This window comes from Hymenobacter glacieicola (assembly GCF_014640315.1).
In the GTDB taxonomy this organism is placed as follows: Bacteria; Bacteroidota; Bacteroidia; order Cytophagales; family Hymenobacteraceae; genus Hymenobacter; species Hymenobacter glacieicola.
The window spans coordinates 676,097-694,841 of sequence record NZ_BMGS01000001.1 but is presented as its reverse complement, the minus strand read 5'-3'; the positions used below and the strand labels follow the sequence as shown (position 1 = coordinate 694,841).

The 18,745-nt window shown below is 61.7% G+C and carries 15 protein-coding genes; 3 read left to right on the top strand and 12 right to left on the bottom strand.

Annotated elements, in window-relative coordinates; genetic code table 11:
• Nucleotides 1–179 precede the first annotated feature (179 nt).
• Nucleotides 180–1,580: a DUF5723 family protein gene (locus IEW18_RS02955; protein WP_188556308.1), complete on the bottom strand. Its 1,401-nt coding sequence runs from the start codon at nucleotides 1,578–1,580 to the stop codon at nucleotides 180–182.
• Between the two features lie 136 nt (nucleotides 1,581–1,716).
• Here IEW18_RS02955 and meaB point away from each other — a divergent pair, with 136 nt between their 5' ends.
• Nucleotides 1,717–2,694: a methylmalonyl Co-A mutase-associated GTPase MeaB gene (gene meaB / locus IEW18_RS02950; protein WP_188556307.1), complete on the top strand. Its 978-nt coding sequence runs from the start codon at nucleotides 1,717–1,719 to the stop codon at nucleotides 2,692–2,694.
• 410 nt (nucleotides 2,695–3,104) lie between these two features.
• Here meaB and IEW18_RS02945 read toward each other — a convergent pair whose 3' ends face one another.
• The 9 genes from IEW18_RS02945 to IEW18_RS02905 all read right to left on the bottom strand — a co-directional run bounded on the left by IEW18_RS02945 (nucleotide 3,105) and on the right by IEW18_RS02905 (nucleotide 14,047).
• A complete protein-coding gene (locus tag IEW18_RS02945; RefSeq protein WP_188556306.1) occupies nucleotides 3,105–3,380 on the bottom strand; it encodes a pirin family protein in 276 nt (91 codons plus the stop codon).
• 140 nt (nucleotides 3,381–3,520) lie between these two features.
• Nucleotides 3,521–4,030: a hypothetical protein gene (locus IEW18_RS02940; protein ID WP_188556305.1), complete on the bottom strand. Its 510-nt coding sequence runs from the start codon at nucleotides 4,028–4,030 to the stop codon at nucleotides 3,521–3,523.
• Between the two features lie 162 nt (nucleotides 4,031–4,192).
• Complete coding sequence (locus IEW18_RS02935) at nucleotides 4,193–4,915, bottom strand: dioxygenase family protein (protein ID WP_188556304.1); 723 nt, start codon at nucleotides 4,913–4,915, stop codon at nucleotides 4,193–4,195.
• Nucleotides 4,916–5,199: 284 nt separating this feature from the next.
• A complete protein-coding gene (locus tag IEW18_RS02930) occupies nucleotides 5,200–7,848 on the bottom strand; it encodes a DUF5916 domain-containing protein (protein ID WP_188556303.1) in 2,649 nt (882 codons plus the stop codon).
• 204 nt (nucleotides 7,849–8,052) lie between these two features.
• On the bottom strand, nucleotides 8,053–10,830 hold the full coding sequence (locus IEW18_RS02925; RefSeq protein WP_188556302.1) for a M56 family metallopeptidase: 2,778 nt from the start codon (nucleotides 10,828–10,830) through the stop codon (nucleotides 8,053–8,055).
• On the bottom strand, nucleotides 10,827–11,366 hold the full coding sequence (locus tag IEW18_RS02920; RefSeq protein ID WP_308428037.1) for a BlaI/MecI/CopY family transcriptional regulator: 540 nt from the start codon (nucleotides 11,364–11,366) through the stop codon (nucleotides 10,827–10,829). The genes IEW18_RS02925 and IEW18_RS02920 overlap by 4 nt, the downstream gene beginning before the upstream one ends.
• A gap of 116 nt (nucleotides 11,367–11,482) precedes the next feature.
• A complete protein-coding gene (gene folB, locus IEW18_RS02915; protein ID WP_188556300.1) occupies nucleotides 11,483–11,839 on the bottom strand; it encodes a dihydroneopterin aldolase in 357 nt (118 codons plus the stop codon).
• 134 nt (nucleotides 11,840–11,973) lie between these two features.
• Nucleotides 11,974–12,999, bottom strand: a complete 1,026-nt coding sequence (locus IEW18_RS02910; protein WP_188556299.1) for a DivIVA domain-containing protein — start codon at nucleotides 12,997–12,999, stop codon at nucleotides 11,974–11,976.
• Nucleotides 13,000–13,114: 115 nt separating this feature from the next.
• Nucleotides 13,115–14,047, bottom strand: a complete 933-nt coding sequence (locus IEW18_RS02905) for a WD40 repeat domain-containing protein (protein ID WP_188556298.1) — start codon at nucleotides 14,045–14,047, stop codon at nucleotides 13,115–13,117.
• A 132-nt stretch (nucleotides 14,048–14,179) separates the two neighbouring features.
• Here IEW18_RS02905 and IEW18_RS02900 point away from each other — a divergent pair, with 132 nt between their 5' ends.
• Nucleotides 14,180–14,839, top strand: a complete 660-nt coding sequence (locus tag IEW18_RS02900; protein ID WP_188556297.1) for a 4'-phosphopantetheinyl transferase family protein — start codon at nucleotides 14,180–14,182, stop codon at nucleotides 14,837–14,839.
• Between the two features lie 27 nt (nucleotides 14,840–14,866).
• Nucleotides 14,867–15,526 (top strand): redoxin domain-containing protein, encoded by a 660-nt coding sequence (locus tag IEW18_RS02895; RefSeq protein WP_188556296.1) that lies wholly within the window; start codon nucleotides 14,867–14,869, stop codon nucleotides 15,524–15,526.
• A 125-nt stretch (nucleotides 15,527–15,651) separates the two neighbouring features.
• On the opposite strand, the gene IEW18_RS02890 is transcribed toward IEW18_RS02895, so the two are convergent.
• On the bottom strand, nucleotides 15,652–16,533 hold the full coding sequence (locus IEW18_RS02890) for a transglutaminase-like domain-containing protein (RefSeq protein ID WP_188556295.1): 882 nt from the start codon (nucleotides 16,531–16,533) through the stop codon (nucleotides 15,652–15,654).
• Between the two features lie 420 nt (nucleotides 16,534–16,953).
• The gene (poxB, locus tag IEW18_RS02885) at nucleotides 16,954–18,681 is read right to left on the bottom strand and encodes a ubiquinone-dependent pyruvate dehydrogenase (protein ID WP_188556294.1); all 1,728 of its coding nucleotides are present in this window, start codon (nucleotides 18,679–18,681) and stop codon (nucleotides 16,954–16,956) included.
• Nucleotides 18,682–18,745: the final 64 nt, after the last annotated feature.

Below are 18,745 nucleotides of genomic sequence, written 5' to 3'. Positions count from 1 at the left end.
CCAAGAACTTCCATACACCGCCTGTCACCCTGACGAAAGAAGGACCTTACCCCTCCGGAACGAACATCGTTGTAACAACTTGTTCCGGCGTAATAAGGTCCTTCCTTCGTCAGGATGACAGGCGGTTTTTTACTCACTCACTCACTCACTCACTCACTCACTCACTCACCACTGCACCGCTACTGCGTTTTGCCACCTAGCTTGAACCGCAGAAAGCCGGCGGCTACGGAGAGGTAGGGGTTTTTGGAGGTCAGCAGGCCGGCTACGTCGCGGGTGCTGAGGCCGGCTTCGTACACTTTCGTGGCCAGCGTGAGGCCCAGGGGCACACTTACCCCGTAGCCGGCGCCGCCCGTCACGCCGCTGCTCAGGCGCAGCCAGCGGGTGGGCTTGTAGTCGAGGCCGGCCCCAATGAAGGGCGTGGTGATGTTGCCGGCTACGTTGTTCAGGGGCAAGGTCACATCAAGGCCCGCCTCGAAAAACTCGCTGATGCGCAGCCCCGCGCCCGCCCGCAGCTTGGTGGGTAGCTCGGCCCGACGCTCCTGGCCGGTTTGGTAAGTAAAAAGGCTGTCGGTGCCAGTAGCAAAGATTTCAGCCGCTTCCTTGATGAAGTTGTACGTGCCAATGCCCTCTGACTTTAGCTGCTTCAGCTTCTGGTCGTTGGCCGTGAGCAGGTTGCCTTCCCAGGTCATATGGCCGATGTCCGTCACGGCCACGCCCAGGCGCACGGCCTTGCCCGCTTCCACGGCCAGCCCCAGGTCGAAGCCGTGGCCTTTCCCGACGGGCTGCAGGCCGCTGCCGCCGTTGCGCAGGTTAAAGGTAGGATCGTTAACCATGGCGCCATAGTTCAGGTCGAACACCGGCGACATGGAGCTGTAGGCGCGCAGACTGCCCGGCTGCACCCGAATATCCACGATGCCCACGCCCTGAATGTAGCGGTAGCCTGCCCCCGCCGACACCTGCAGCAGCGGCAGATCGAGCACGCGCGTGCCCCAGGCCAGGTTAAATTCGTTCATTACGGCCAGCTGCAAATCTGTGCCGGCCAGGGCCTCCGTTACCAGGGGCAGGTTGCCGGCGCTGGCCGCGGTGTAAATCGGCGCGTTGCGGCCCAGGAAGGCAATTTCGGCCGCGTTCTGATTTAGGGCCACGTGCCCGGCGCTCCGGACCCGGTTGCTGATGGCAATACCCCCAATTACCGGCAACTGCACGGCCAGGGCCAGGGTAGTAGCATCAGCGTTGAAGTTCAGGGCGTTGTCGGAGGTGAAGGCGCGGGCCAGCTCCTGCTTGTCGGACAGGGTCAGGGTTTGGCTGGTATTGAAGATAAACTTGCCTAACTGCTGGCGCGTCAGCGACTGGGAACCCGCCCCCGCCCCAAACTCCCCGATGGTAAAGGCCACCGTGGAGCCTCCTACCCGCCCCAGGTTGGCGGGATTGATGCCAATGGCCTGGTAGTCGGAGGCAAAGGTGGTAGCCACGCCCCCGCGGCCCGTGGCCGTGAAGTTGCTCAGCTCATTCTGGGCGTAGAGCGGCAGCGCGCTAGCCAGCAGCCCGGCCGTGAGAAGCGAGGTGAAATTTTTGCCCATGATGCAGCGAGGTAAGGACGAGTAGACGGGGCGGCGCGCCCGCGGCTATTTTTTCAAATGTACGATATGGGGTAGTTTGCAGCCGTATTGCTCGGCTGGCGAGCTACTTTTCTCGGTCAGTCTCGTTTCTGCACTCATGGCCAAGCGCTTTTCCGTATCTGAATACACCGACGGCATCCTGGCGGGCAACCGCGTGCTGCTCAGCCGGGCCATCACCCTCGTGGAAAGCACCCTGCCCTCCGACCAGACCCTGGCCCAGCAGGTGCTCGATGCGGTGCTGCCTCACGCCGGGCGCTCAGTGCGGGTAGGTATCACGGGGGTGCCGGGGGTAGGCAAAAGCACGTTCATTGAGGCGCTGGGGCTGCATCTGGTGCGGGAGCAAGGCAAGCGCCTGGCCGTGCTGGCCGTAGACCCCAGTTCCCAGCGCAGCGGCGGCAGCATCCTCGGCGACAAAACCCGCATGAATGAGCTGGCCGCTCACCCCCAGGCCTTTATCCGGCCCTCCCCCGCCGGCCGCAGCCTGGGCGGCGTGACGCGCAGCACCCGCGAGGCCCTGGTGCTCTGCGAAGCGGCGGGCCACGACGTCATTTTTGTGGAAACTGTGGGCGTGGGCCAGAGCGAAACGGCCGTGCACGGCATGGTCGATTTTTTCCTGCTGCTGATGCTGGCCGGGGCCGGCGACGAGCTGCAGGGCATCAAAAAGGGCATCATGGAAATGGCCGACGCCGTGACCATCACCAAGGCCGACGGCGGCAACGAGCAGGCCGCCCGCCGCGCCCGCGCCGAGTACCAGAACGCCCTGCACCTGTTTCCGCTGGCCCCCAGTGCCTGGAGCCCCGTCGTGACGACCAGCTCGGCCGTGTCGGGGGCGGGCGTGCCGGAGGTGTGGGCCGTGGTGGAGCAGTACGTGCAGCAGACCCAGGCCAGCGGCTACTTCCAGCGCCGCCGCCAGGAGCAGAACCTGCACTGGCTCCACGAAACCATCCGCGAAGCCCTGGAAACGCGCTTTTACGCCCGCCCCGACGTAGCCGCCCACCTCCCCGCCCTGCGCCAACAAGTCATGGACGGTCGTAAGTCAGCCTTTGGCGCAGCCGAGGAACTGCTGGGCCTGTAGCTCTCCTTCGGGAGGCTACCGAGCTGTTTTAGCGGTAGCAAAGCAGGTAGCATTCAGCTGCGTCAACAGGCAATATAAAACCGTGGCAGCGGCCCGCCCATTGGCTAAGGCCCGCACACTCTACCACCTTACTGCCCAATAGCACACTTACCAACCGCCTGTCATCCTGAGCTTGCGAAGGACCTTACGAGTACGCTATAACGAGTCGTTGCTACGCTGGCCGTGCTACCGTAATAAGGTCCTTTGCAAGCTCAGGATGACAGAACAGAGGCGTGGAAATGCTGGAATGGCTACCCTTGGCTTATCGTACTACCCCTTCCCTCCCAACGGGAAGCCTCACGCGGTATTGTCAGGCGACGGGCGGGTTTCCCACCAGGCAGGAAACGCTACCGTGTAGAAGAGTAGCGTGCTTAAGCCGGTACCTCCAGCATGACTATCAGCGCGTTGTTGCTAAGAGCCTCCAGTTCAACTTCGGCTACGTCCCACACCGCGAGGCCGTCCTTGGCGTGCAGCAGCCGGCCCTCGGCCTCAAAGGCGCCGGCTAGCACGTAGGCGAAAACCAGGGTACCGGCTTGCGCAGGACGGTAGAGAGCTTCCTGCCGACCCGCAAAACGCCCCAAGCTCAGCGAAAACGGCAACCCGAACGGTTCAGACTGCTCAACCTGGCGGGGTATTACTTCAGCCAACGCGTTTTCTAGTTGCTCAAAGGTGCCCATCCGCGAAGCCCTCGAAGGAGAACACGCTGCTCCGGCTTGATTGGGGCGTGCTCCGGTGGCCGTGCTGCTCGGCAAGGTAGATGCGGCCGGGCGTGTGCTTGCTCATGGTCTTAGGCCAGTTGGTGCAGGGAGTGAATGCTCAGGTAGGGCTGCAGCGAAATCATGTTCGTGAGCACCTCCTCTGTGGCGGCTGGGCCAGCCGCTTCGGATACCAGCAGGAGGCTGCCCACTGTGTCGTGCCAGCGCAGGGGCTCGGAGTAAAAGCTGATGGCTACCTGGTGGCGGGCTTTGTCCTGGAGGTCAGAGGTGATGATTTCGAACTGAAACTGGCTGAACTTCAGGAAGTGCTTGCCCAGGTTATTGACTACATCGGGCACCAGCCCACGGAGCTGCTGGAGGTAGCCTCGGGCGGCAGCACTCACCAGAAAAGGCAACTGGTCTGCCCCTGGTGCCTGCTGCACCAACTCCGCGAACGTGCGGTAGCGGTGCTCCGGATTATACAGCTGAGCCTGCAGCCGAAACTCCTGGTAAGTATCCTCGAACACCAGCTTCTCCCAGGGCTGCACGGAACTGGCGCCGATGACTTTTCGGTAGCAAAGGGTGATAATCCGGTCGGGCATGGCGGCAGTGAAAAGGAAAGCTGTTCGGTTCAGTGAGCTTCCGGGGCTTTCCGGCAAGTGAGCGAGTGAGTGAGTACAGGGCGAACAGGGTGGGCGGTAAGCCAGGGGAATTGCGCGTGCCTTCCGCTGCAAACCACGCCGGCACCGACTTCCGGCCCTCTACTACGCGGCTACCCCGAAGCTGATGGCGAGCTGGAAGCCATCGGTGAGGTTGCCGGTTACGGTGGCCAGCTCCTGGGTCACGCCGTCGCGGAACACGTTGTCGGTGGCATTGGCGGTGTAGCCCGTCAGGCCCTTCTTGTAGCCGTTCACGGCGGCTACGGCCGAGCCGGCGCCCTCGGGAAAGGCAATCTGGGTGACTTTCAGGGAGGTGCCGTTGGCGGCGTACACGTGCACGTGCATGTGGGTAGCGCGGCCCGAGTACCAGCCGGGGAAGATGGAAGTAAACGTTACCTGCCCGTTGCTGTCGGTGGTTTGGCGGCCGCGCAGGAAGTGTACGCCCGTGTAGTTAACGGACTGCATGCCGCTGCCCCCGTACTCGGAGTAGTTGCCCTCGGCGTCGCAGTGCCAGATATCCACCAGCGCCCCGGCCAGGGCTGCGCAGCCGTTGTTGGTGTTGGTAATGGTGATGGTGGCCGTCATCTTGTAGCCCGCGCGGCCGTCGGTAATGTCGCTGCGCACGTAGGAGGCCGGCACTTTGGTGGGGAACGGGCCCTCGGTTTCGGTGGGCGCAACGGCGCAGCTGGTGGTGCCGCCCGTAGTGCCCCCGGTAGTATCCGTAGTGGAGGGCGTAACGGCATCCGACTCTTTACCGCACGCGGCCAGTACGGCCGGCGCCGAAACGGCTCCTATAAATAAGCTTTTCAAAAAAATCTTGCGTTCCATAAGGCGCTCAGGTTAAAGTATTTCGTGATTCAGTACCCGAATTTGCTTCCTACCTGAAGCCTCCCCAATCGGAATCGACCACCCGCCCTTTCGCACCGACAGAACCGTAGTTACCACCTCTGGCTGTTCAGACGCAGCTGCTTGCGCTGGGCGTCTCCCGCGCTGGTTTACGCACTTGCTGACCGCGCCACACCCTTGCCGAACGTTCTATCACCAACAAGGGCCCACTCCTTGCCGGAAGTGGGCCCTTGTTGATGTTAGCCAGGTATCGGGTAAGCGAACTATCAGGACTTGGAGCCCAAACGCTTGAGCATCAGGTAATCCAGGTAGTAAAGGATTTTGATGGACACGTTGTTGTTGTGCGGGGTATTGATGGTGTTGTTCAGGTTGTTGAAGTAGAGCGGAGTAGCCTCGTTGGCCTCCAGGAAGCTGGAGCTGGCGTTTTTCCAGACGATGCTTACCTGAGAACCGGGCGCAAACCACCAGGAGTACACCGCATCCACGTTGAAGGCGTTAAACGTATTGTCGCGGTTGCGGCGGTAGTCTACTAGCGTTTCCTGCCCGTTGGGGCCCAGGCGGGCGAAGTCGCGGTAGTTCACGGTGCTGGTGTAGTGCCGCATGCGGATGGTAAACGACATGCGGTTGTTGAAGGTGTAGGCTCCCGACAGGGTGTTCGTAACCGTGAGCACCCGGCGGCGGCCCAGCAGCACGTCGGTGGGGTAGTTGCGGCGGAAGTCAGCGTCGTCGGGCAGGCTGGTATTCAGGTCGCCATTCACGTAGCCGATCTGGTTTTGGCGCAGGTTCCAGTCGAGGGAATAGCGAAAATTCAGCTGGTTATTAACCCGGTAGCGGGGCGAAATGGCCCAGCCGTAGCCCATGCGGCGGGGGCGCACGAGGCGCTCATCCTGGGCGTACCAGCGCACCCCGGCATTCACGTCCCAGGCCAGCTTCTTGCGGTAGTCCGAGGAGGCAAAACCGCCCAAGTTGGCATTGGCCGGCACACGCACGTAATAGTCGCCCAGCGGGTACTGGCGCGGCTCGTAGTAGTCGTGGGTAACGGGGTTGGCGTCGAAGTTGGCTCCTACCGTCAGGAAGCTCTTGGTAAACGTGGTGTTGAAGCCGGCCGCAATGTTGGCGTTCTGGTAGCGCGTGGGCTTGTAGAGCAGCGAGTGGTTGAGGCTGTACCAGCTGTAGAAGTTATTGACTTTCCAGAAGGGCTTGTACTTGTTGTAGCTGAAGTTGACGTACTGGCTGATGTTGTTGTTGCCGAACAGGATGCCCAAATCGTTCGGGTTGTACTTATCGGACTCAATGCCCTGCCCTACCTGCCAGGTAAAGTTGCCGCTGATTTTGCTGATGCCAATCTGGTACTTGTAGCCGTCCTGGTCGTCAATAGCTTGCTCGGAATTAAACACGTTGCCGCGCCGCCGCGAGTACACCAGCCGCCCGTCAATGGCGTAGGCGTTTTTCTTGTTGGCAAAGCGAAACAGCCCGCCCGTCACGTTGGCATCGTAGGTGCTACCCCAGCGCGTGACGTTGGTGTTGATGAGCGAAACGTAGGAGTTGTTTTTCAGGCTCTGGTCCAGCACCATGATGTTGTAGTTGCTGAATGGCTGCGTGAGCACCTCCCGCTGCTGCCCGTTCGCGGAGTCGCGCACGGTGGCGTATACGTCGTTGCTCAGGGCATTGAATACCCCAATACCCAACCCCTGCTTGGTGCGGCCCGAGACTTTGGTGGCGTTGAGCAGGCGCGTGACGCCAGGGTTGCTGACAATGGCCTCGCCCGGCCGGCGCTGCCCATCCGGGCCCATTTCGCCCGGGCGCAACTGCCCGCCCACGCTGCCAAACCCAATGGGCGTAGCCCCCACGCGGCGGGAATAGAACAGGTTGCCCTTGTTGAACAGCTCCGTGCCTTCGGTGAAAAACTGCCGGTTTTCCTGAAACTGCACCTCAAAAGGCGACAAGTTGAGCACCTGGTTGTCGCTCTGCACTTGCCCGAAGTCGGGCACCAAGGTAGCGTCCAGCGTGAAGCTTTCGTTGATGCCCCACTTCACGTCGGCTCCGCCGTTGAAGCTGGTACTGGTGTTGCGGGTTCCCTGCTCGTTGTAGGGGTAGTGGTTGACGTAAGCTGAGACGTAGGGCGTAAGCGAGAGGCGCAGCGGGGGCTTGATGTCGCGCAGGCCCCGCAGCTCGCCCCACTGGTTCACGAAGCCATCCACGGCGGGCTTCACCTCGTTCCAGAAGAAATCCTGGTTGTCGCGCTTGCGGCGGCGCATAAAATTCAGGCCCCAGAGCTGCTCCTGGGCGTTGCTGAAGCGAATGGCCGAGTAGGGAATGCGCATTTCGGTCACCCAATCGGTGCCGCGCATGCTGGTGCGCGCGTCCCACACGGCGTTCCAGTTGAAATCCTCGCCCCCGGCCGGGGAGTAGCGCGAGTCCATCTGCACGCCGCCCGTCGTCACGATAAAGCCGTAGCCGTTGATTTTATCGTGGTAGGTATCCAGAAATACGCCGAAGAAGTCCGTGTTGCCGGCGTCGTCGCGCGGGGAAAGCTCCCGCATGATAGAGTCCTGGGCCACATCGTGCATCACGGCCCCGATGTAGAGGTTGGCGTCATCGTAGAGTATGCGTACTTCCGTTTTCTGCTTTTCCGGCACGCCCGGGTTGGGCCGGTTCTGTATGAAATCCGTGGCAATAGGCGCCTGCTGCCAAATGGCTTCGTCGAGCACGCCGTCGAGCTTAATGGCCTCCGTAATGCGCACGGCCTGCAGCTGGCGCTTGGGGGCCGGCGTGGCCGCAGCCGTGGCTACGGTAGCGGCCGTGGGAGGAGTTGGGGTTTGGGCTTGCGCAACGCCACAGACCAATAGCAGGCAAGCCAGCAGGAACACACGGCAGCAATTCACGGCGCGAAGGCGGGAGTAAAAATAAGACAAGCGGGTAGGGTGACGGGGTGGGCAAAACACCCGACGACCGGCTGGGGGTAAGCGGCGTCAGGACGAAGTAACGGGGCCGGGCAGGCCGGCGGAATGCTGCAATAGATGCGGAGCAGCCCGGAACCGTTGCCTCGTTGTATTCAGAATCGGCTATAAAAAAACCGGCCGCCGTTGCAGCGGCGGCCGGAGGCATTGTTGGTTTACTTATTCACTCACCGAAATTTGAATATTGCTGCGCGTTTTACCCCCGTTGCTGGCGGGCACGTCCAGCAGGCGACGGTACTTTTCGGCCAGCTCAGCCGACTGTTTTTGCCCGTTTACCGTTAGGCCTGATTCGTTGAGCTGCAACTGATAAGCCTTCTCCGTAGCGCCCAGCAGCCCGTCTTTGCGCAGCTCGGCGCGCACCTCATCGGAGTTGGCGCTGGGAGCTTTGGGCGGAGCGGGCGGCAGGGGCGCGTTCGGGGCGGGCGGCGCCGGAACCGACGGAGCCGATGGAGCCAGCGGGGCCCGGGGAGCCCGAGGGGGGCGCGGCGGCGCTACCTGACCCTGAACGGTGGTATTGCTGGAAATCTGGCGGTTGATGCCGAACGTGCTTTTCGGGCCCAGCTTGCGGCCGGTTTGCTTTTCTACCAGCGCCAGGTACTTGTCGCGCAGAGCGGCTGACTGTTTTTTGCCGTTCACTGTGAGGCTCGTGGTATTGAGGCTGAACTGGAAGTTGTTTTCGTCCTTGATCAGGCCGTCTTTGCGCAGCTCGCGACGCAGGGCTTCTTCCGTCTCGTTGCTTTCCCGGCGGCGGCCCTCCGATTCAATCCGGCGCATTTCCGACTCGTGCCGGCGCATGTCGGATTCATGGCGGCGCATCTCCCCGTCCAGGCGGCGCATTTCGGCCTCGTGGCGGCGCATTTCTGCTTCCCGGGCCCGGTCAGCGGCTTCCTCCGCCCGCTGCTCAGCGCCACCGGATAAGGAGCGGCCTTCGGCCAGCTCCTGGCGCAAGTCTTCGCGGGCGTCCTGGCGCTGCTTCTGAATTAGTACCAGCTGCTCGCTCACCTGCCGGCGCTGCTCGGCGCTGAGGTCAGCATCCCGCAGCGTGTGTTGCAAGGAACGCTCGGCGCCCTGTAGCGCCCGCACCCGCGCCTGGGCGTGGTCGTCGGACCAGAAGTCGCGGCTGCGGTCTATTTCCACGCGCCACTGGGGGTTTTCGCGCAACATCCGGCGGGCGTCGGCCGAAATCCGCTCGGCATCACGCCGCAGCCGGATTACCTCCCCCGCGTCGGGTCCGCGGAAGGTGAAGTGTTGCCCCGATTCGCCGTTGGAGCGCAGCTTAAAGGACCGGGTAAAGTTGTCGTCGAAGCGAAAGTTGTTGCTCCAGTTGCCGCCGTGGGCGGGTACCCGAATCACTTCTACCTGGCGGGCAGTGCCTTTGCTTTTTTTCTTGCTGGTAGAGCCGGTATCCACCTGCTCGCCATCGACGGTTAGGTTGGTGATGCGGCCTTTCTTGTCTTTCTCAATAACGACCGTGCCCGGGCGGCCCCGGCGCGGCTCCTGCACCACTACCACCTGCTGGGTGCGCTTACGACGCTTCTTGCCTTTATCGTCGTCATCGTCGTCTTGAGCACTGGCGAAGGCTAGCGGCGCGGCCGGCACCTCCGGAATTTCAACGGCTACGTCCATTTCTTGCGCCACGGCCACCGACGCTTCGGCGGCAACCTCCTCACGCAACGGCATGGGCTTGAGCAACTCCGCCTCCGGAATCACAAACTCACTGGGTACTTCTCTCTTCTTGCGGGTAGTATCGGCGGCGGCATCCAGAAACGGTAGGCGCGCGAGGCTGCCCCCATCCGAGTCAGCGCCGGCAGCCGGGCGCGGATCAGCCAGGGCCACGGCCGAAGTCAGCAGCACCAGACCGCCCAGCACCACGCAAGCCGCCAAGAATCCCTCGGAAAAAGTAGGGGCCGTGCGGCCTTGCACCAGCCGCCGAATCCGGCTCAGCACCGAGCCATCGGGCCCCAGGGCCGACAGGGCTAACTGATTACCTGGCTCGGGTGCTACGCTCAGCTCGGCCAAAGCGGCTAAGGCGCGGGCCACCGTCAGCGGGTTGCCACCTACCAGGGCCGTAGCGGCATCGTCGCAGCAGTTTTCGCGCTCGGTGCGCAGGCAGGCCGTGATAAACCACACCGCTGGGTGGTAAAAGAACAAGATTTCGGCCACGGATTGCAGCAGGTTCATCAGGTAGTCGCGGCGCTGCACGTGGGCCAGCTCGTGGGCCAGAATAGCTTCCAGATACGCCGTGCTCAGGCCCGTAACAGTGCCCAGGGGCAGCAGCACCACGGGCCGCAGGTGGCCCACTACCACCGGCACCCGCACTAAAGCCGACTCCAGCAGCTCCACCGGTTGCTGCAAGCCAGCACGGCTAGCTAGCGCGGCCAGGCGCTCCTGCCACTCCTGGCCCAGGGGCTGCACCCGGTAGCGGCGCAGGCGCTGCACGTAGGCCAGCCCACCCAGCAGGCGGAGCGTCATGGCCAGCAAACCCAGCAGCCACAGCGCCACCAGGGCCGGAATATTCTGGTCGAAATACGTAAGCCAGACCTGCAACCCACGCGGAACCCCGGTGGTCAGAACCACTGCCGACGCCGCGCCCGTGCCACCGACTTCAGCCGCCTGCGGTGCAGTCGTTGCTGCTGATACTAGTCCGTCGGCGCTCAGCGCGGCTTCATCTCCGGCCATGTCGCCCGCAACTGCTGCGTCCGGAGCGGGGGTAGCGGCAGTGTAGTAGCGGCCGAAGGTGACGCCGGCCAGCAGCAGGAGCACCAGCAAGCCCAGGGTGGCCGTGCGGTAGCGCACCTCGGCGCTGTGCTGGCGCAACAGCAGCAGCAGGCCGGCCAGGGCCAGGGCCACCACGGCACCCTGCCACAAGGAGTGTACTAAGGTCCAGCCCAGGGCGCGTACCAGCGCGGGCGGCAGCAGTTGTTCAAGCCAGTTCATCGGGCGTCGTCGGTTGAAGGTGGGGTAGTGTCGTTCTGAATTTCGATGTCGTTGAGCAGGCGCCGGATTTGGGCCAGCTCCTCGCGGGAAGTGCGGCGGTTGCCCAGGGCCTGCATCACCAGCTTCATGGCCGAGCCGCCGAAGGCCGATTCCACGAACTTATCGAGTAGCAAGCCTTGGGTTTCTTCCTCGCGCACGGCGGCGCGGTACACGTGGGTTTTGCTGTCGTCGTCGCGCAGCACCAGGCCCTTGTCGAGCATGAGCTGGAGCAGCTTAAGCGTGGTGGTATAGCCCACGTCGCGCTTCTGGCTCAGCTCATCGTTCACGAACCGGACGGTGCTCGGCCCGTGCTGCCAGAGCACTTGCAGGATTTCCAGCTCCGATTCAGTAGGTTTGGGAAGGGGTGATTTACTCATGGCAATAATGAAAAGCGGTACTAGGAAAAATACCGGGCCCAGGGCCCGCCGGAGCCCGGCAGCGGCTCCTACGCGCAGGAACGTGGCCGGACTGATATTACGAACTAATTCGTAGGCCAAACATATACGAAGCACGTCGTAGATACAAGTTTAATCTACGATTTTTTTCGTATAATATTTCAGCAAAAAGAAAACCAGCCGTTTAGGGCTGGTTTCTTGGCTAAGTGAGCGGCCGGCTAACGGCGGCGCTCCAGCGTGATGCGGGCCCGGTGGCAGATGCCTCCCAAGGGCGGATTAAACTTCGAGACGCTGACCCGCACCCCATCAACGTAGGGAAACTCTTCCAGCACCCGGTCGAGTACCCGGTGGCCCAGGTGCTCCAAGAGCCGAGCCGGGGCGCTCATTTCCTCGGCCACTACCCGGTAGAGCACTTCGTAATTCACGGTTTCCCGCAGCTGGTCCGAAGCGCCGGCCGCGTGCAGGTCCGTGTCGATGTAGAGGTCAACGCCGTACTTGTTGCCAATCTTCTGCTCTTCGTCGTAGTATCCGTGAAAGGCAAAAAACTCCATGCCTTCCAGTGCAATCTGGCCCATGTGGTGAGGTGGTGAGTAGTGAAATGATGTTGAGGGCTACCGGCCTCGGCTCTGCTTGCGCTTCCGGCTCCAAAACACCGAAGCCCGCCCCGAAAGGCAGGCTTCGTGCTAGGCTAACAGGTGGTGCGGTCAGCTTACAGCTCGTCAAAAAACGACTTTTCGCCCAGGGAAGCCGCCGTAGCAAAGCTTGGCTGCCCAGGATGCGTGACGGGAGCGGGCTGGTTGATTTCGGGGTGGCTGGGGCCAATGGGCTGAATGTCGGGCGCGGGCGGCTCCACACGCGGGGCGTCGGGCTCCGGTACGTGGGTAGGGCCGGGCGGGTCGACGTGGGGCGCGGGCGAGATGCCGGGGTTTTCGCCGGGGCTGCCGGGACGCTCAATTTCGGGGCCGGGCTGCTGGGCCGGGGCACCGGGGTCGGGCTGCTGGCCGGGTTTGGGGTTGTAGCCAGTGGTAGCCGGACGCTCAGCCGGCGCTACCGCGCCCCCCAGAGAGGCAGCCGACCCGCCGGTAACGGCAGCAGCGGAAGAAGTAGAAGCAGTGGAAACGTGCATGCGAGAGTCAGGTTGAGGTGAATCGTCCGCGGAGCGGGTACGGTTCACTTTTACGCTCGCAGCGCGCGAAAGGATGGCCGCCGTGCTGGCTTTCGGCCGATTGCGGGCTTTTTCTACCTTATCCAGGGCATCGGAAGCCAGCGTGTGCAGGTCGCGGGTCAGCCCATCGAGCAGGCTTTCCAGCCGCTGGCACTCCTGGCCCAGGCCGCTTACCTCCTTCTGCATTTCGGCCACCGTGCGCTCAGCCTGCTGATAAGCGTCTTCTACCACCGCGCGCGACTTCTGGCGGGCATCGGCCAGCAGCTGCTCGGCCTGGAGCTGGGCTTCGCGGATGCGCAGCTGGGCGTCGCGCTGGGCCTGCTCCGTGATGCTGTTGCCGGTATCCTCGGCCGTTTTCAGGGTGCGGTACAGGCTGGTTTCTACCTCGCGCATTTTCTGCACTTCCTGGGTGGCGTGGTCGAGCTTGAGGCGCAGCTCCCGGTTTTCGTCGCCCATCCGCTCCCACTGCTGGGAAAGCGTCAGCAAAAAGGCCTGTACTTCATCCTTGTCTAATCCCCGAAAGGCTTTTTCAAAGGTTTTCTGCCGAATATCGAGGGCGGTAATTTTCATTTTCAGAAGCTAGGAGTGAGAAGCTGGGAGCTAGAAGAAAGAACGGTAGTAATCAGGCTGGCGCGGAAGAAACCGTTCTAAGTATTCTCTTCCTTCTGCTCTTAGCTCCTAACTTCTAGCTTCTTTCTCCCGACAGCTCCCACACCGCAAGGCTGCGGTCGTCGCTACACGAAACTAGCCTATTCTGCCTTCCCGGCCAAAACAACTTGTTTACGGAGGTGCCGTGGCCCGCGTGCCGGGCCCGGTCGACTACGCGCAGCAGCTCCCAGGAGCGGGCGTCCCAGAGCTTGATGCTCTTGTCCATGCTGCAGGTAGCCAGCACGGCCGCGTCAGGCGAAAAAGCCAGGTGGTTGATGGTAAACAGGTGGGCCACAATGCTGCGGTGCTCCTGGTAGCCGGCCGCTACGTCCCAGATGCGCAGGTGCGCGTCGCGGCCAGCCGTAAGCAGGTAGCACCCGTCGGGCGAGTACGCGGCCGTGAATACGGAGTTAGTGGCCCCCTGAATAACGTGCTTTACGTGCAAGGAATCCACATCCAGCACCCGTACCAGCCAATCGGAGCCGCCCACGGCCAGCTCGCCCCGCTCCTCGTGCAGGACCAGGCACCGCAGGCTTTTCTCGGACAGCCGCACCAGGGCCTCGACTTTAAAGTCGGCGGCGCTTAACACCGCCAGCGTGCCGTCGCCGAGGGCTACGTACAGGCGCTGTCGCCGCGCGGAATAGATCAGGTCGAAGATGGCCGCCGCGGGTAGGGCCGTGGCAAACACCAGCTTTTTCTCGCCTAGGTCAATAACCTGCACACCCTGGAAGTTATGGCCGAGCACCAGCAGATTGCGCGCCGGCAGGTGCAGCAGGGCATACACTGAATTTTCCACCTTCGCCACCAGCTCGCCGTCGCGCGCCGGCGCCGCGCTGCTCCAGGCCGCTACCATTCCATCCGCTCCCGCCGAGTAAAACGTTTCCTGCCCGGTGGTGCCGGCTAGGGCGTACACACAGTCGCGGTGACCGGTAAGGGTAGCGAGTTTCTGAACCTGGGGGCGGGAAGACAAGGGATGACGTGACTAAGTGAAGGAGTGCGCAAAGATACCGCCCGAACCCTACCCAGACGCAGTTTAGCTTAAGCGAGTAGTTCTACCCCGAAGGTGTACCTTCACTTCTTCACTTCTTGATCTTTTTACCGCTTGCCCCTGCATTCCCTCTCCCCCGTTTCCCAGACCTGCGTGCTGGGCCTCTGGCACCTCACCGAAACTGTCCCGGAGCTGTGGCCCCTGCTGCCGGCCCAGGCCCACTACCTGGCCCGCTTTCCTGATGGGCGCGACGAGCTGCGGGCCCGGCAGTGGCTGGCCGGGCGGGTGTTGGCTCACCAGCTGCTACGTGAGCTGAACGACACGCCCGCTACCCTGCACAACAACCCAAACGGCCGCCCTTACTTTCCCGAGCTGCCCGCGGCGGGGGTGTCCCTCTCTCACTCGGGCGAGTGGGTAGCGGCGCTTCTTTCTACCCGCGAGGCAGTTGGCATAGATATTGAGCTGGTACGGCCCAAAGCGCAACAGTTGGCCCGCCGGTTTCTAGCGGAAACGGAGCAGGCCGACGCTGGCGACGATGCCGCAAAATATTGTCTCTACTGGAGTGCCAAGGAGACGCTCTACAAGCTGCATAGCCGCCGGGGCCTGGTGTTTAAAGAGCAATTATTGCTCACCCCGTTTGAGCTGCGGGAGGCAGGTGTGTTGACGGGACACCTGCTCTTCGAAAACTCCCGCAGCCAACACCAGATTCACTACCTGCGCTCAATTCCCGGCTACGTTTTAACTTACGCCATCGGTGAAAATGAGAGTTTGTGAAGGTGTGAAATAGCCAACCGGCTTTTCATGAATTTCACGCTCCCCATTGCACCATCTCACTACTTCACCATTGCCATGTCCCTTCGCCGCCTTTCCATTCTCACCGCCGCCACCCTGCTGTTTTGTACCGTGGCCGTGGGGGTAGCCCGCGCGCAGGGTAGCCGCTCGGTAGCCGATTTCAGCCTCAAGAACAGCACTAACGCCGAGGTAGCCCTGAAAAGCTACGCCGGCAGCAAGGCCGTGGTAGTGGTGTTCGTGAACCCTACCTGCGCTTTCTCTAAGCTGTACCAGAGCCGGCTTAGCTCTCTGAATGCAGAATACAGCGCCAAGGGCGTGCAGTTTCTCTTCGTGAATGCGCCCATCAACCTGGAGGCCAGCGCCGATGCCGGCGACGTTGAAAAGCTTAAAATCAAAACCACCGGTGGCACCGACCTGCCCCTGCTCACCGACGAAGGCCAGAAAGTGAGTACCCTGCTCGGGGCCACCAAAACGCCCGAAGTCGTGCTGCTCCAACCCATCGGCGACGGATTTGCCGTGCGTTACAAGGGGGCCATTGATGACAATCCGCAGGTGGAAGGCTACGTGCGGGAACACTACCTAGCCCAGGCCCTCGATAACGTGCTGGCCGGCCGCGCGGCCGGCGTAGCCGACAAACGCGCCGCCGGCTGCCTAATCAAGAAATTCTAAGCTGTGGCGGCTGTTCAGGCATTCCTCAGCAAGTAAGTTACTTGGCTCAACCCGGTTTTCACTACCAACAACAAGGCCGCTGACATGAACGTCAGCGGCCTTGTTGTTGGTCTGCACTTGCCTTTTTACTCGTCCCCGGATTCGGTGCTGCCATCCGTGTCTGCCGCCTCCGATTCGTTGGCGAGGATGGCTAGCAGCTGAGCTACCTCGGCGGCTTTTGCGGGCTCTTGCAGCTTCTCGAAGCTGAGCTGCAGGTTACGCAGGGCCCGGCGCACAATGTCAATGTGGGAGCAGGGCTCGAAGAACATTTCGTTGGGCGTAAGGTTCAGCTGCCCGATGTAGTGCTCAATATCGGTGCGGGACAACACGAGGCCCCGGTTGTAGCAGTTGATATAGAATGGCTCCAGGGGGCTTTCGGGCCGGTAGGTGAGCACGAACAGGTTGGGCAGGTTCACGCCGAACACGGGCAGCTTCAGCCGCTGGGCTACCAACAAGTAAATTACGCAGAGCGTGAGCGGGTTACCCCGCCGCGTTTCCAGCACCCGGTGCAGCATGGAGTTGGCCGGGGAGTGGAAGTTCTGGGTGTTGGCAGCAAACTTGTGGGCCCGAAACAAGACGTGGTTGAGCGTTTGTACTTGGTCGGCGGGGTGCATTTCGGGCTGCAACAGGGTCCAGACCTCAAAGCGCAACTGCTCAATGGCCCGGTTCAATACCTGAAAATCCGCGTCGGGGTACTGGTAGGAGTTCAGCAGCCACATGCCCTCAAGTAGGTTTTCGCCGCCGGAGTCGCGCCACACGCGTAGGCGCTGCTGCAGGCCTTCGAACTGCAAGTGGTGAATCAGGTCTTCGAGGCGCTGCTGCTGCTGGGTGTCCAGGGTTTCCTCCCACGATTCTTCCAGAAACGGAATGATGCTTTCCCCCAGCGTCTGGATTTTCTCCTGAATCTGCGGGGCGATTTCCGGATCGTCGAGCAGGGAGATGAGGGCTTTGATTTCTTTGTTGGTCATGTAACGAGCAAGTAGGCTAGCTCCGGGTAGCCTGAGAAAGGGGAAAGAGCAAAGAAAAGCAACCGGGGTGGTTTCTGTGTCGTCGGTTACCGGTAACTAACATAGCTAAAGGCCTAGATTGTTCAACGTACTACCCACTGCCTACTAACCAGAATAAGGGCAGTACTTCTTGAAACTTACCATTAGCAAGAACTTTCGGGCTGTCATTCTGAGCGTAGTGAGGAGTAGGAGTTGGCGTTGAACAAGTATCCCAGGTTCCTCACTACGCTCAGAATGACTGCTACCCATTTTCAGCTCTTTAGACGCTGTCCTACGTCGTTATTCACTGATGAACTTCCCAGACAGTCTTTTTGCTTTGGGTTGCAGCCTGATTTGAGGTACAATTATCATGTCGCGCTACCCCTGACTTACCTGGCCTACTTACCGCAACAGGTTTGCTTTGGCTAGTTCCAACACTTCATCGCCCCGGCCGCTCATAATGGCTTTTAGCGTGTAAAGGCTAAAGCCCAACATCTGTTCCTTTTGAATAGTAGGAGGCATGGATAGCTCGGCGCGCTTTACTACCGCATCCAGCACCACCGGACCGGGGTGGGCCAGCATTTCCGCAATGGCGTTGTGTAGGTCGGCGGGGTCGGCCACGCGGATGCCGCGTACGCCGGCCGCTTCCGCCAGGGCCGCGAAGTTGGGGTTTTCCAGCTCGGTGCCGTACTCCAGAATACCGGCCGCCTTCATTTCCAGCTCCACAAAACCCAGGCTGTTGTTGTTGAAGATGACAATCTTGACCGGCGTCTTCAGCTGTCGAAGTGTAAGCAACTCACCCATCAGCATGGCAAAGCCCCCGTCGCCGGCCAAGGCAATTACCTGGCGGCCCGGAAACGCCAGCTGAGCGCCCAGGGCCTGAGGCATGGCGTTGGCCATGCTGCCGTGGTTAAAAGAGCCCACCAACCGGCGCCGTCCGTTCATGTGGAGGTAGCGGGCGGCCCAGATGGTGGGCGTGCCCACGTCGCAGGTGAAAATGGCGTCTTCGGCGGCCTGCTCATTCAGCAGACGCGTTACGTACTGGGGGTGCATGCTGGTGTCGCCGGGCTCCCCGGTGGCCAGCTCATCCAGGTTGTCGCGCGTGCTGCGGTAGTTGACCCGGGCCTTTTCCAGGTGGCGGCGGTCCTGCTTGTGGTTCAGCAAGGGTAGCAACACCCGGAGCGTAGCCGCTACGTCGCCGACCAGCCCGACCTCGACCCGGGCCCGACGGCCAATATGCTCACCGCGTACGTCCACCTGCACGGTGCGGGCTTCCTGGGGCAAAAACTGGGCGTAGGGAAAATCAGTGCCCAGCATAAGCATAGCATCGGCATCCATCAGCGCCTCGTAGCCGGAGGTAAAGCCCAGCAGGCCCGTGAGGCCCACGTCGTAGGGGTTGTTGGGCTCCACGAACTCCTTGCCGCGCAGGGCGTGTACCACCGGGGCGCCCAGGGCCTCGGCCACCTGCAGCAGCTCGGCGTGAGCTTCGGCGCAGCCCGCCCCGGCCATAATGGTCACCTTGTCGCTGAGGTTAAGCAAGTCGGCGGCGGCCCGGATGTCTTCCATGGCCGGTACCAGGGTAGCTTTGCTGCGCAGCACCGGCAGGCGCGGCTCCGAAGCCTCCGTTTTCTGATGGCTGATGTCGCCGGGCACGACGATGACGGCTACCCCGCGCTTGGTAAGCGCCGTTTGCACGGCTATTTCCGTGGTGCGCACCGTTTGGTCGGGGTGGCTGATCAGCTCGCAGTAGTGGCTGCACTCCTTGAAGGTGTTTTCGGGGTGCGTTTCCTGAAAATACTGGGTCCCGATTTCCACGCTCGGAATCTGGGCGGCAATGGCCAGCACGGGCACGCGGCTGCGGTGGCAGTCGTAGAGGCCGTTGAGCAGGTGGGTATTGCCGGGGCCGCAGGAGCCCGCGCACACGGCCAGCGCGCCCGTTACGTGGGCTTCGGCCCCGGCCGCAAAGGCGCCGGCTTCCTCGTTGCGCACATGAATCCACTCAATGCCGTCACGCTTGCGGATTTCTTCGGTGATACCGTTGAGCGAGTCGCCAACTACGCCGTACACCCGCGTTACGCCGGCGGCTTGCAGCGTATCTACTATTATTTCCGAGACGGTTTTCTTCGCCATAATCTTCGGGGTTAAATCCGAAGGCTATACGCAAGGGTGCCGGCAACGGCCGCTGTTTTTCTTG

Coding starts and splice junctions, on each gene's coding strand:
- IEW18_RS02955 (WP_188556308.1), bottom strand. CDS start 1,580: ATGGGCAAAAATTTCACCTCGCTTCTCACGGCCGGGCTGCTGGCTAGC.
- meaB (WP_188556307.1), top strand. CDS start 1,717: ATGGCCAAGCGCTTTTCCGTATCTGAATACACCGACGGCATCCTGGCG.
- IEW18_RS02940 (WP_188556305.1), bottom strand. CDS start 4,030: ATGCCCGACCGGATTATCACCCTTTGCTACCGAAAAGTCATCGGCGCC.
- IEW18_RS02935 (WP_188556304.1), bottom strand. CDS start 4,915: ATGGAACGCAAGATTTTTTTGAAAAGCTTATTTATAGGAGCCGTTTCG.
- IEW18_RS02925 (WP_188556302.1), bottom strand. CDS start 10,830: ATGAACTGGCTTGAACAACTGCTGCCGCCCGCGCTGGTACGCGCCCTG.
- folB (WP_188556300.1), bottom strand. CDS start 11,839: ATGGGCCAGATTGCACTGGAAGGCATGGAGTTTTTTGCCTTTCACGGA.
- IEW18_RS02910 (WP_188556299.1), bottom strand. CDS start 12,999: ATGAAAATTACCGCCCTCGATATTCGGCAGAAAACCTTTGAAAAAGCC.
- IEW18_RS02895 (WP_188556296.1), top strand. CDS start 14,867: ATGAATTTCACGCTCCCCATTGCACCATCTCACTACTTCACCATTGCC.
- IEW18_RS02890 (WP_188556295.1), bottom strand. CDS start 16,533: ATGACCAACAAAGAAATCAAAGCCCTCATCTCCCTGCTCGACGATCCG.
- poxB (WP_188556294.1), bottom strand. CDS start 18,681: ATGGCGAAGAAAACCGTCTCGGAAATAATAGTAGATACGCTGCAAGCC.